General features: G+C 45.8%; 11 protein-coding genes. 6 read left to right on the top strand and 5 right to left on the bottom strand.

Features of this window, described 5'->3' with window-relative positions; genetic code table 11:
- Positions 1-353: 353 nt before the first annotated feature.
- Positions 354-1274, bottom strand: coding sequence for an AEC family transporter (locus tag ASD24_RS07565; protein WP_056694398.1), 921 nt, complete (start codon positions 1272-1274; stop codon positions 354-356).
- An 86-nt stretch (positions 1275-1360) separates the two neighbouring features.
- Between ASD24_RS07565 and ASD24_RS07570 the strand changes: the two genes are divergently transcribed.
- The 3 genes from ASD24_RS07570 (at position 1361) to ASD24_RS07580 (ending at position 4163) form a co-directional block, all read left to right on the top strand.
- Entirely contained in the window at positions 1361-1867 is a 507-nt protein-coding gene (locus tag ASD24_RS07570; RefSeq protein WP_056693933.1) for a mismatch-specific DNA-glycosylase, read from the top strand.
- 144 nt (positions 1868-2011) lie between these two features.
- The gene (locus tag ASD24_RS07575) at positions 2012-2584 is read left to right on the top strand and encodes an RNA polymerase sigma factor (RefSeq protein WP_056693936.1); all 573 of its coding nucleotides are present in this window, start codon (positions 2012-2014) and stop codon (positions 2582-2584) included.
- On the top strand, positions 2565-4163 hold the full coding sequence (locus ASD24_RS07580; RefSeq protein WP_056693939.1) for a DUF4179 domain-containing protein: 1599 nt from the start codon (positions 2565-2567) through the stop codon (positions 4161-4163). Before ASD24_RS07575 ends, ASD24_RS07580 begins: the two co-directional genes overlap by 20 nt.
- 645 nt (positions 4164-4808) lie before the next feature.
- On the opposite strand, the gene ASD24_RS07585 is transcribed toward ASD24_RS07580, so the two are convergent.
- Positions 4809-5864 carry a Gfo/Idh/MocA family protein gene (locus tag ASD24_RS07585; protein ID WP_056693942.1) on the bottom strand — a complete coding sequence of 352 codons (1056 nt, stop codon included), beginning with the start codon at positions 5862-5864 and terminating at the stop codon, positions 4809-4811.
- Between the two features lie 95 nt (positions 5865-5959).
- The gene (locus ASD24_RS07590) at positions 5960-6847 is read right to left on the bottom strand and encodes a sugar phosphate isomerase/epimerase family protein (protein WP_056693944.1); all 888 of its coding nucleotides are present in this window, start codon (positions 6845-6847) and stop codon (positions 5960-5962) included.
- A 132-nt stretch (positions 6848-6979) separates the two neighbouring features.
- Here ASD24_RS07590 and ASD24_RS07595 point away from each other — a divergent pair, with 132 nt between their 5' ends.
- Positions 6980-7876, top strand: a complete 897-nt coding sequence (locus ASD24_RS07595; protein ID WP_056693947.1) for a helix-turn-helix transcriptional regulator — start codon at positions 6980-6982, stop codon at positions 7874-7876.
- A 159-nt stretch (positions 7877-8035) separates the two neighbouring features.
- Here ASD24_RS07595 and ASD24_RS07600 read toward each other — a convergent pair whose 3' ends face one another.
- On the bottom strand, positions 8036-8719 hold the full coding sequence (locus ASD24_RS07600) for a hypothetical protein (protein ID WP_056693948.1): 684 nt from the start codon (positions 8717-8719) through the stop codon (positions 8036-8038).
- Between the two features lie 845 nt (positions 8720-9564).
- Between ASD24_RS07600 and ASD24_RS07605 the strand changes: the two genes are divergently transcribed.
- A complete protein-coding gene (locus ASD24_RS07605) occupies positions 9565-10482 on the top strand; it encodes a PD-(D/E)XK nuclease family protein (RefSeq protein ID WP_056693952.1) in 918 nt (305 codons plus the stop codon).
- A 186-nt stretch (positions 10483-10668) separates the two neighbouring features.
- Here the strand turns inward: ASD24_RS07605 and ald are convergent, their stop codons facing one another.
- Positions 10669-11802 (bottom strand): alanine dehydrogenase, encoded by a 1134-nt coding sequence (gene ald, locus ASD24_RS07610; RefSeq protein WP_056693955.1) that lies wholly within the window; start codon positions 11800-11802, stop codon positions 10669-10671.
- A 189-nt stretch (positions 11803-11991) separates the two neighbouring features.
- On the opposite strand from ald, the gene ASD24_RS07615 reads away from it, so the two are divergent.
- Positions 11992-13662, top strand: coding sequence for a PucR family transcriptional regulator (locus ASD24_RS07615; protein ID WP_056693957.1), 1671 nt, complete (start codon positions 11992-11994; stop codon positions 13660-13662).
- Positions 13663-13722 lie beyond the last annotated feature (60 nt).

Consider the following 13722-nt stretch of genomic DNA (forward strand, 5'->3'; position numbering starts at 1 on the left):
AATATAAATAAAATTTTTCTATATTATTAAATTATTTACATAATAACTTAACCGCATTATTTTGAGATTTTGATGTGCTATTTTCTAGAGACAAGGAATTGATGATTACTGAAGGGTACTATGAAACACGATGTTATTAAAAACCGATTTTGCATGGATTCGTTCGTGTGAAAATCGGTTTTTTTGCGTAGTATTATCCCCCGTAAGTAGACACTAAAAACTTCAAGTTATCATGAAAATTCAAATGGCACTCTGAGGGGACATATTTTTATAGCGGGAAAAAGAACGAACATTTCAGGTGTATACCGAAGAAGTCTAATATAACGTAGTTAGATCATATTTAATGGAACATTTCAGAACGTTTTGGCATAAGAGATGAGTGCAGTAATGGTAATAATGTTGAGCAAGGTTGAGATGAGTACCGTTTGAGCAGCGAAGTCAGGCTCATTGTCATACTCCTCGGCTAGAATCGACGCATTCACCCCAGTCGGCATACCAGAAGCAATGATAAGTGCCTGAGCGGCAATACCTTGCATACCTAATAGCAATACGATGGAGATGCCAATGGCAGGGCCAATCAACAACCGTAGAAATGTGCTAATATACACATCAAGGCGATATAAACGAATCGGGTATTTCACAATTTGAGCACCCAGTGTCAACAAAGCCACAGCGACCATACTTTGCTGCGCATAGGTTAGCGGCATAGATAAGAAGGTTGGTAGCGGCACATTCCACATATGAAGCAAGATGCCGAGCAATAGCGCGTAAGGCACAGGCATTTTTAAAAATCCAATAATCACTGCACGGTAATTCCCCTTAAGCTTGGCGCCTTGAATGGAGAGTACCCCATAAGTAAAGGTCAGCAAAGCCTGCAACGACATAACGAGCGCTTGAATGGATGAGGCAAGTGGATCGCCACGGAACACGAGCGCATTAATCGGTAATCCGTAATTGCCTGCATTGTCGAGCATGATACTGTTATTAAAAGCAGCCTTCATACCTTTGCTCATCCGAAGCGTACGTGCCGTAACAGAACCAATAATATAGAGAATAATGACATAGATCGCATAGAATAGCGTGACCGTACCGAGTAATTCACCCGACATATCGGAATGATACATGCTCATAAAGACAGCAGCCGGGGTAATACAATAGAAATTAATTTTGGCGAGGGTGTACAAGTCCAGCTTAAACACCTTTTGCATCCAAGACCCGACGGCAATTAAGAGAAAGACGGGCAGGACGACTTCAAGTATGATGTCTGCAATCATCTGTTCAACTTCCTTTTTCATGAAAATTTCAGCCTGTTTCGAAAAACCTTCAATCATTATAGCACTAAAAGGAGCGTGTACGTCCTATGATTCCAGATCATTTAGAACCAGGTTTATCCATTCTGTTTATCGGATTTAATCCAAGTATCACGTCCGGCGAGACAGGTCATCATTATGCATACAAAGGCAATCGTTTCTGGCGCATTCTCGAACGTTCCGGGTTGACGCCGCGTTTATACCAAACTGAAGAGGACGGGGAGCTGCTGAAGTTAGGATATGGGTTTACAAATATTGTAGCGCGACCGACAAAAGGTATAGAGGATATTACAAGTGAAGAGTATGCCGAAGGACGGGAGATTTTAAAGCAAAAGTTAGAGCAATACCGCCCAGACATCGCTTGTTTTGTCGGCAAAGGGGTCTATACCCAATATAGCAAACGTACCAAAGTAGAGTGGGGATTCCAAGACGATCCAATTGTTCCGGAGATTCATGAATTTGTAGCTCCTTCGTCCAGTGGTCTGGTACGAATGTCGATGGATGAGATTGTGGGAATCTACACGCAGCTCAGTGATTTTATATCCGAGAAGAAGTAAATACACCTTATGCAGGATTCGCTTATCCGGCTTCTACCGGAACCATGCGAATTCTTTTTTTTGGATGAAGTGAGAAGTTTCGGGAAGTCACACCGTCTATATAGTACAGAACCATGCATGGAAGCTGTAGAGAAGGGGGATTACATGGCACAGCAGCTACAGGAGGAGGAACTCATTGAACGCATTATTGGGGGAGAGAAACAACTGTTTGCCGTCCTTGTGGATCGATATAAAAATAAAGTCTTCGGCATTATGCGTGGAATGGGTGCAAGTCATCAGGATGCACAAGATCTAGCTCAGGATACGTTTATTCGCATCTATCGATATTTGCCAACAAGGCGAGCGGGGAGTAGCTTCTCTTCGTGGGTGTACACCATCGCAGTGAATCGAATGCGGGATTTTCTACGGGAAAAGAAACCGGTGATGACGGCTGTAGACAACGGTCTAGAGCGCAGTCATGACAATACACCAGAACAACAAGTGCTGCACAAGGAGATGCAGCGTGAGATATACCGTCAAATGGACGAGCTACCTGAGGCATATCGGCTTGTCCTATTGTTGAAATATACAAATGAGCTGAGCTACGAAGAGATTGCAGAAATTACTGGCATGAGCCCAGGGCAAGTGCGTAATGCCCTCCACCGGGGCAAAAAATCACTTAAGAAAAAGCTGGAACGTAGAGGAGGGTTAGCGACATATGAAGCCTATTCCAAATGAGGAAGAACGGTTGCTGGAGCAGCATTTGTTCCGGGAAGAACCAGATGCTGATTTTACGCTGGAAGTGATGCAGAAGCTGGAAGATGTATCAATGGTGAGTGGAGAAGATGAGCTACAACCGACGAAAGCCAGCCAAAAGAAATGGTTCCGTCGAACCGGGATGGCTGCCGCTGTAATTCTTCTGCTTGGGGGAGCATGGTTCGCTTGGGAGCAGAACGTGATGCCTACAAAGCCAGGCGTGAGCGCAGTGAATCCGCCACTTCCGAATATCCCTGTTCCAGAAAGCTTGAGGTATTTCAATCTAACTGATGATTACAAACGTCTACAGCCACTAGGTCTATACGTTAATCCGCAGATTGAGATTGAGAATGAGGGCTACACGCTCAAGATCCATCATGTGCTGGTGGATCGTTCGCAGATTGTGATGACGATAGAACAAATAGCCCCGGACGGGACAAATGCGTATCTTATTTCTCCATACGATTATAAGGTTCATATTACCGATGAAAAGGGACGTCAAGCCGCCACTTTTGTAAAAGAAACAAACCTTTACCAATCCGGTTATCAGAGATGGGTATTTCAACTGAATGATGACATCCCCGATCAAGTGGTTGTACGAGGGGAACTGGAGAGTTTAATCGCAGAAAAAGCCTATCACGAGCCGGATGATTTATCTAAAAATACACTTGTCGACTGGAGCTTTCAATTTAATTTGGATATGACCAAGGCCAAAGCGTTATCTATCCAAACACCACTGAAGGACACGTATACAACGCCAGAAGGTTTACAGATCGGATTAACTCAAATGATTCGAACGCCAAATGGAATTCGTCTGGATCTCGATGTGAGCCTGAGTGATGAGTTGCAAGCCAAAGTCGAGGCAGGATGGGACGAGGAGCTGGAAATTTTGTATCATCTGGAGATTCCTGATACGAAGGAATATCGTATTTTTAACGGCAGTAGGTCAGGTGCGCGACAAGCTAAATTTCGATTGAAAGACCTCAGCCAGCTAAGTGGTACGGAGGGGCATATCCAATTATCCGAGGTGTGGGATCCTGCATATGTAACGCTGGATGCGAAGCATATTCGCTTTGTACTTGATGGATATACGATACCTGTGAAACAAGAGACATTAATGGAGATTGATTTGAATCATATTGATAGCAAACCAGTCAAGATTCAGAAGAGTAATGCTGAAATCAAAATCGATAGTTATAGTTTCATTCCTGCTCAGAATTCATCTAATTTGAATAAGAATGGGAGGCACGAAGCTTCATCACTACTCGTGCTTGAAGGGAGCGCTATCCTGAATTACGACGCAGAATATTACGAAGAAGAACACTGGATTCTTACTGATGCTGAAGGGGATATATATCCATTCGAGCCTTCCGGCAGTGAGATAAGAATGAATGAGAAGGGGCAGGCCGTTATGGACGAACTGAAAATTTCTGTCCAAGGTTTTGACCTAACCAAAGGAACAAAACTTACCATAAAGCGGATGATTAACAAACAAGACTTTGACGATGTTGATTGGACAGTGGATTTACCGTCTTACAGAAGTTTGCCTTGGCAGCAATGAGGTGGGATCTGTAGAACTCAATGTTCTCGTGTTCTGGAACATCTCAAATTCATGAGCAATTGGAATGAAATCTCTTGTTGGCGAAGCGGTCGACTGAAAGCTTTCTGAAAGAAAGCTGCATCGGAAGCATATGCTATCCCCGGATTTTACCTTTGGAATAGGAAATCAAAAAAATCTGGGGATAACAGCGAGCGGAAAGTTATTCTGTCATCGAAGTGCCAAGTGTAAACTATTCTTTAGTTCAATTTATATAGATTAGAGCTATCTCTATAAATACACCCAGGGGATGTCCCATAGTCAACAATATGACGAGGGACATCCCCTTTAGCGTTATTTTGATGTAATGAACCTGACACATGCTATTCGCTTCGTTTTTCCCGAATCTGATATCTAACGAATCACAAAGGCGTTATTTCATCGATTCAGTCGATATTTCAGGTTTTGACACCATCGTATGACGGAATAGCGTTACTGTGGTTCGTTAAATCTTGCATACGTACATGATCCGCTTATTAAGATGCGGTAGGTTCGTTAGCGTATGGAGCGAAGAGGAATTCCTTTTTGAGCAACCCTTCTTCATGTCTATCTTAGTCTATCCATCCACATTTAGCGTGAGATTCCATGCGTTTAGCCTACGAACAATCACTACACTAACTTCAGATGATCTCCAATCAGCACTTTCTGACCTGTGCGGGCACTTTCGAGAGAAGCAAGCACCATTGCCATACTGTACTGATTATCGCTACAGTGCGTTTCGGGAAGACGGCCAGTCTCTAGCGCAGAGAACATATCTTCTAGACAGCCATGATGCCCGGTTTTCTCCATCACAGGCCGTGTTCCTTCGATTCGTTCATGGGGCTGCAAGAACGAAAGTTTGCCATCAGCCTCCCGCTGTTCCGCCGCAACGACCTCCGCATAGATTGCGTCATGACCATCCCAGATGGCAGTGCCTTTCTCCCCGGTAACACGCCACGACGCTTCCCATGAAGTAGGTGAACCTTCAGCGCACCAAGAACCGCGATAGTTGAATATCGAACCGTCAGACATTTCAAATATACAGATTGCCATCGCATTGCCCGTATACCAAGAGCCTGGAGGATTGAATTCATGACAATAAACGGATACGGGGTTCGCCCCCATAATTAATCTCGCTTGATCGAAGGTATGTATGGACATATCCAGTAACAGCGGACTATCCATTACGTCACGAAATCCACCGAAGTGAGGCCCAAGGAAAAAATCAGCCCCGGCAAATCCAACTTTACCAATATGCCCATCCTCTATCAGTTGCCGATAGGCACGAATACGTGGATCGAAGCGGCGATTCTGCATGACAGCTTGAATACGACCCGTGCTTCGTGAAGTTTGCACGATGTCCTCGCATTCAGCGAATGATTCAGCCAGTGGTTTCTCGCCAAACACATGGCAGCCCTCTTGTAGCGCAGCCATAGATATACCGTAGTGGCTAGCTGGAATCGTTACATCGAATACAATGGTTGCATCGGTCGCCCGGATGGCATCACGAATATCGGTGAACGTTGGACAGGTGAGACCATGTCTAGCCGCAAGTGCTGCTGCCACAGGCTCGTATAGATCGACAAGCCCTACAATCTCTGTGTTCGGTCTAGCCAGTGCGTAATCCACCCAAGTGTTGGACATGGCACCACAGCCGGCGATAACGACCCGATGTTGTTGAGTCACCTTATCATCTCCTCTTGCTTCTCATGTGCTTCATTGATGTTTGATCTGTGTATCGGCTATCTTCTCAGACACGTCAGACACGATACTCCTGCTGCCTAGACTGGATTCGGTACAAAATCCCCGCCACGACATTGCTTCAGATAACGAAGGGCATGCACCTGTCCTGTCATCTCTAATTCGTCCTTGTAGACCGGATCATGCCAGCCTTCAATATCAATCGTGCCTTGGTATCCATGCTGCCGCAGAATCGTGATAATATCCGACCAATTGCTATCCCCGAAGCCTGGTGTACGATGCCATACAAATTCATGCGGTCCATGCACGCCATGCTCCTTCACAATATCCCAAGCGATGGTGGCGTCTTTACCATGGACATGGAACACTTTAGGTGCCCACTTGCGCAGTTGAGGAATCGGATCAATCAAGCTGACCATCTGGTGGCATGGTTCCCATTCTAGTCCGATATTGTCCTCTGGCACAGCATCGAACATCATCTCCCATGCGGTTGGATTGTGGGCAATATTCCAGTCACCTGTCTGCCAGTTTCCACCCATATCACAGTTCTCAAATGCGATGCGCACACCGCGATCCGTTGCTCGGCGTGTTAGTTCTCCAAATACCTCTTTGAATTTTGGAATCGATTGATCGATAGGTTGATCGGTCAACCGTCCTGTGAATCCAGAGACGATATCTGCGCCGAACAGATGGGCATGATCGATAGCTCGCTCCCAGCTTGCCAGGGTATCCGCGTTATTGCCAGCTCCGGTAAGTGGATTACCGAACACGCTAAGCGCAGAAATGACAACATTATGTTCGTCTACAATCTCGCGAACACGTTTGGCTGTTTCCGTTAGATCCAAGTCTCCTGTCGTCTGCCAGAAGGTCAGATTGAATGATTCGAAACCGTGCTGCATAATCTGTGGGATGACGCGAACGGCGTCTCCTCCACCGACCAGTGTACCTATACGTAATGGATTATTCATCGTTGTAATTCACTCCAATATTGGCTTATAGTAACTTCAATGACACACTCATTATAGCCGGGCATCTGCCAGATAGCTCTATACAATCTTGTGCAATAATAGTCCGATCTTGTGGGGAAGGAGCCATTGGCGATGTTAGATCTGAAAGCGCTTCACGAAAATACCCGGATTGATCATAAATCACACCCATTTCAATTGTTTGAGAATCGTTTCAAGCAGATGAAAGCTGGCGAATGTATTTTATATTTGCATTGGCATGAGCACTTTGAACTCATTATGATGCGCAGGGGCAGTGTCCTTTTTCATATCGATAGTAAACCTTACGCTGCGGAAGCAGGCGAGCTCATTGTCATTCCAGGTGGGGCGCTGCATGTTGGATATGCCGCTCAAGAAGGGGATGTGGAATACGACTCGGTCGTGGTGAATCCAGGCTTATTTCATGATTTTATGCATGATCCAGTTCATATCCAGTACGTTGCTCCCTATCTAGAGGGGAGAGTGAGGTTCCCGGTAAAACCTGCTGACCAAGACGATGTCTGTCTCACGTATTATGCATTGATGCATGAAGCGATTGAAGAGATGTCCTTGCGGCCTCCGGCTTATCAGCTTGTGGTGAAATCTAAATTGCATGCCCTATTCACGATGCTTGCCCGTACATTTCTGCCACAGCAACGATCAGAGCGGAGCACGAAGTCCTATTTTCCCAATCGAGAACGATTCAAGCAACTGATTGAGCAGGTTGAGGCGACCCCTATATCCAAAATCTCAGTGACCGAAGCGGCGAGCCAAGTTGGGCTGAATGCATATCATTTCTGTAAAATGTTCAAAAAACTAACCGGTCGTACATTCGTGGAATATGTGAATGGATGCAGAATGACAGAAGCAGAACGACTGCTGCGTGAGAGCAGTCTAACGATTACGGAGATTGCCGCTAGAGTGGGATGCGAGAATGCCAATTATTTTACTAAACTATATAAAAAACATAAGGGAATGACTCCCTCACAGGGGAGGGTGGAGAAAGAAAGCTAAGAGTCACGGAGTTGATAAATTGATAAAGAATGAATTGATTAAGAATCAAGAATTCGCTAGGGATTGAGGACTCTAACAGATGGAGAAATCAGAGCAAAATCAGAAAAAAACGGACGCTCGCACAAAACTGCGAGTGTCCGGTGGATTCCTATAATAAGACTACTTCATAAACCGGGAGAATAGCCGGTTGGCTTTTCTGGAGAGGTCGTCCAGCTTAATGTTGGCCTGATCCAGTTGGTTGTACCCCCATTTGATCGTTTGCAGCATGCGTGGAGACAGTGGTGTCCCCTTAATCCGTGGATAGATATTGTGATACGCCCAGACAAGGTGTTCCCAGCGATGATCGTTACCGTCTTGAATGTATTCAGATACGTCCAGAACCTTACCGCGTCCTTCTTGGAGTAACACATTTTTTAAGTGAATGTCCCGCGGGTTGAGTCCGCGACTACGAACCGCCTCGCGAGCTGCGTCCACATCAAGCATTACTTGCTCGGGAACGGGTATACCTTTCTCCAGACATTCCAACAGTGTGTCCCCAGGCTCGTAGCTAATAACGAGAATATTCCTGCCGCTGCCATAATAGGTGGGGAAATAAGGTAAACCTTTGAGCTGCTCGTATACTTCTTTTTCGTTTTGTAACTTGTCCAGGGCATGATCCGAGTACATTTTGAAGGCGTATTGTGGCAAGCCGTCATACGTAAATACGGCGGCATCTGTACCTGTGCCGATGCAGTGCAAGCCTTCCACTTGGCCAATGATGTCTACCAGCTCATTCCGGTCGCTTCCGATGACTTGGATCTGTTGTAACGCTTCTTCTGCCTGGAACCAATCCGGTCGATTCATGGGTGGTGCCTCCTTTAAGGATATGCCTCTAATCCTCTTTCAAATGAATACATCTCATCTTGTGCTCAGCATGATGATATTATATAAACGATACGGATATCATCGGAAACGGTTGCGGGTATAAGAAAAAAACAGCAAGGCATCACTCACTAAAACAGAAAAGATGTAACGAGTGCGGCAGTAGATGAAAAGTTGTAAAATTGAAATACTAGCGAGTTACGTTAAGGTTTCGTCATGCTCACAATTTTAGCTCTGCTGCGGCACGAGTAGCATGAAATGAGCTCGAACCTATATCTTACGAACGTGAGACACGCTATTTCGCAGATATGGCACTTACCCGGTATTTAGCGAACTCAGGACACCTTATTGTAGTTATAAGGAGTAAATCAGAGCACATAATTAACCTTTTTCGTGAAATAAGGTTGCTGAAGTTCGTTACAATTTCAACATTGCTCAAATATAGGTGATAAGCTCGCCTGAGTTCGTTAGGACGTGTCTGAAAACTCGCTGAAGAGTAAGTTGGAGATGATTTATAGTTGTAGTAATGAAACGCTGGCGGGTTCACATGAATGATTTGTCATAGTCGCAATATTAGCTCTGTTACTGCACTAGATAGAGACAACTAGAACAGCTTTGATCTATAACTAGCTTTGAATGAAGCATCCCAGGGTATATCTAAGGGTATTATGAAATGATTTCATTTATCGTATCTATTCCCAAGTCTGCGCATAATCAAAAGCGGATGTTTTGAAAAAAATCATTAAGGGATCTTGTACAGATCGACACAACCTACACAACCTACACATTGTACACAGATCCTGTTATATAGAAAGGCAGATTAACTTATGGCACAATACCCTCAGTGGTCTTACTCGCAGTCGCGGGCAAGCATGTTCGATGAGTGCCTGCGCAAATATTATTATCATTATTACGGAGCGCATAACGGCTGGAAAACGGAAACAGCGGATGAGATGCAGGTGCGGTTATACCGCTTGAAGCAGTTAAGCAATCTATACTTGGTGTTTGGTGACCTAGCCCACCGGATGTGTGAGTCTGCTGTACGCAGTAGAGAGGAAGGTAAGGATAAGCCGCGCGAGCACTTCTTGGAACAGATGATGCGCAAATTGCTCAATCAAGCCTATGTGGAATCCATGGATCAAGATCAGTGGCGACAAGATCCGAAGAATCGTGTGATGTTATCTGAAATGTATTACGGTGACGATACGTTGGACGACCGAATTGCTACGATTAAGGAACGCGTCTCTGCTTGTGTGAGTAATCTCTATCAGACACTGACGTGGGAGGACTTATCACGTGCTAGCACAAAGATTCTGGAAATAGAAAAATGGGATACCATGTTGCTGCACGACACCCGTGTATATGTGAAGATGGACTTGTTGTACCGCCGTCGTAATGGCAACATTGTCATTGTTGATTGGAAGACAGGCAAAGAGGACGATTTCTCCGATCAGCTGATGTTGTACGCATCCTATGTCAAGGAGCATTACCAAGTTCCGTTAGAGCAGATTGAGCTAAGAGTGGAGTACCTTTTGACAGGGACACACAAACAGTATACGGCAACGGAAGAGGATATAGCGAAAGTGGAAGAGAACGTTGGTCGTTATATTGAAGAGATGCGATCTTGTGTCGCGGATGAATACTATAATCGTCCGAAGGACGTCTCTTATTTCACACCGATGCCTTCGCGTCGTGCCTGCCGGGATTGCAACTTCCGAGAGGTATGCAGTGAGCGTGCTGTCTGAGTCAGGGGAGTAGTTCCGGGACATGCATGGACGGTATATTGCAAAATAAAACTAGAAGCGCCAGTCTGGATACTACGGCCCAGACTGGCGCTTCTATTACGTTCCACAAGCTTAAGGAGAGAGCCTGTAGAACGATAATGTTCAAGATCATCGGACTGCCACGGGTTCTCCGTGAGCTGTCATATCTTACTGGACAGTGGCTGCATTCTCCAGCGCCTGTCCTGCAGGGACATAGGCATGCCCGAGATCCCGGGCAACAGCCTCATACGTGATATGTCCATTCAGCGCGTTAACCGCGCTGCGAATGGACGAGCTACCGCGAATCGCTGCGGCTGCACCATGGCTCGCGAGTTGCAGTGCATAAGGCATGGTGGCGTTAGTGAGCGCCACTGTTGATGTACGCGGCACTGCACCAGGCATGTTAGCGACCGCGTAATGCACGACTCCATGCTTCACATAGGTGGGTTCATCATGGGTTGTAATATGATCAATGGTCTCGACAATTCCACCCTGATCAATTGCTACATCCACAATGACCGAGCCAGGTGACATGGTCGTAACCATCTGCTCACTGACCAAGGTAGGAGCTTTGGCACCAGGGATCAACACGGCACAGATGAGCAGATCGGCTGATGCTACCGCTGCTGCGATGTTGGATGGGCTCGACACCAGCGTATGGATCTGGTTGCCAAAGATATCATCTAACTGGCGCAGCCGATTCAGATTCAAATCAAGGATGGTAACGTCAGCTCCGAGTCCAATGGCAATTTTGGCTGCATTGGTTCCAACCGTTCCTCCGCCAATAATGACAACTTTGCCGCGACTAACACCAGGTACACCGGATAGCAGAATGCCTTTGCCACCCTCGGTTTTCTCTAGAAGCTGGGCTCCGATCTGGGCTGACATACGCCCAGCCACTTCACTCATCGGTGTAAGCAGGGGAAGTGATCCGTTTACTTCCAGCGTTTCATATGCGATAGCGGTCACCTGACGTTCTATTAGAGCTTTGGCGAGAGTGGGCTCTGCCGCAAGATGAAGGTAGGTGAAGAGGATGAGACCAGGTCTGAAGTAGTCGTATTCACTTGGAAGAGGCTCCTTCACCTTCATGATCATATCGGATTCGGCCCAGATCAACGTGGCCTGCTCTTTAATTTCTCCACCTGCCACTACATATTCTTGGTCTGTGAAGCCACTGCCGAGTCCAGCGCCTTGTTCAATCATCACCTGGTGGCCGGCTCTGACGAAATCAGCGGTTCCAGCAGGGGTTATTGCAACTCGGTTTTCATTGTTTTTGATTTCTTTGGGAATTCCGATTCTCATCACCATGCACCTCGTCCATTTATTGGTTGTTAGCTTATACTACAAGTTTATGACTTGGGTCGTCGTTTTGCACCTTGCTTAATGTCTATGTTTTTCAAGAAAACATCAACATATTGTCGAGAAAGTCTATTCAGGACATTTGTCTTTCGATTATAATGTAAGAAAAAATGACATATAGGAGAGCCGATATTGAGAAATGATCGTGTGTTTACGATAAAGGATATGTTGGATCGTCCTGTTTTTGACAGAGCAAGGCTTGCAGCAGGTAAAGAGGGATTGTCTCGGCAGGTTGGATGGGTTCATGTGCTGGAGATTACCAATGTCTCTCCATTTGTTAGCCCTCATGATCTTATTTTATCCACTGGACTATGGCTTCAATCGGCAGAAGGTCGTGAGGAATACCTGTTGCAATTGATTCGGAGTGAGGCAGCAGGGCTATGCGTGGAGTTAGGCACAAGTATCTACAGCATTCCTGAACAATTAATTGAACTGGCTGACCGGCATCAATTTCCGTTGATTGTATTTGAACAGCCGGTCCGTTTTGTCGAGATTACACAAGACATTCATTCACTACTCATTAATCACCAACACCAGTTACTCAAAAGTTTGGAGTCATACTCTCGCAAGCTTCAGCAGCTAACACTTCAAAGTACGGATATGTCCGCAGTCATGAATCTATTGCACAACTATGCGGCCAAACCGGTGGTATACATTTCCTCAATGGAGCCTGGGAGCTTCGTTCCCGATCTGCCACCTGAGTCTGAACAGGCCATCTATACGTGGTATGAGCAGGAGGTGGAGCATCTGGATCTGAATGATTCTGATACAGAGCTATGGTTCCATCTGAACGAGGAGAATGTGCTGCTCTGCCATCCGGTTGTCTGTTTTGGTCAGGTGTTCTCTGCAGTGGGGATGCTTGTCCATCCAACAGCACCTGTGGAATATCTCAAGCTGCTGCTGGATTACACAGCCAAAGCCGCAGCAACGCTCACCTTACGATCCCAGTTCTTAGAGGAAAAGATGGTGCGGAACCAAAATGAGCTGATCCAGGATCTGATGAACGGCAATATTCATCAAGAGGAGCAGGCGCAGACTCGAATGGGGTTACGTTTGCTGGTAAAGGGACAGTATTGGTTCGCAGGAGGGGTCATGGAGATTGAGCATCAATGGAAGGGAACAGGTCGGGAACGAATGGAAGCTAACCATCAGGACATTCTTGTACTGCTCCGCTCCTTGCTCAAAAAGAACAATTTAACGAGTTTAATTATGCTGAAGAATAATCAGGTATACTTGTGTTGTGCGAAGGAAGAGACTAACCTGTCCACGCGTGACCAGTTACTTCGAGCACTTGAAGGCATTGTTGGGGATGTTACACGATTTGCGAGTCGCAATCTGAAGCAAGTCGCAATTCGTGTCGGTTTTGGCAAGTTAAGAAGTCGCTTGACTGAAATGCATGATAGTCTTCAAGAAGCATATCAAGTCATTGAAGTTTCACGAACTGTAGATCAGATGGAACATGTTCATTTCTACGAACGTATGGGTATATATCAAATGTTAAAAGCTTTGCCTCAATCCTTCCTGCAACCATTCGTCAATGATCATCTAGGTGTGCTAATCGAACATGATCGGGCATATCATCTCCGGCTGGTCGTAACACTGGATGCTTATCTTCGTAGTTTTGGCTCCAAGCGGGATGCTGCTGCCCGATTATTTATTCATCGGCAGACATTGTATAACAGGTTGGAGAAGTTAGAGGAGTTGCTCGGTTCGGACTTCATGGATCAAGGGAGAAGAATCTGTCTGGAGATGGCGCTTCTCGCCCATGCGATGATTGAGGATGAACAGCTTCACCATCGCTAGAACCTAAGAAGCATAGCGTAGAGATTGTTCATTCCGTTGGTTCCAAGCGATGGTTTAGCA

This window comes from Paenibacillus sp. Root52 (genome assembly GCF_001426865.1).
Lineage (GTDB): Bacteria > Bacillota > Bacilli > Paenibacillales > Paenibacillaceae > Paenibacillus.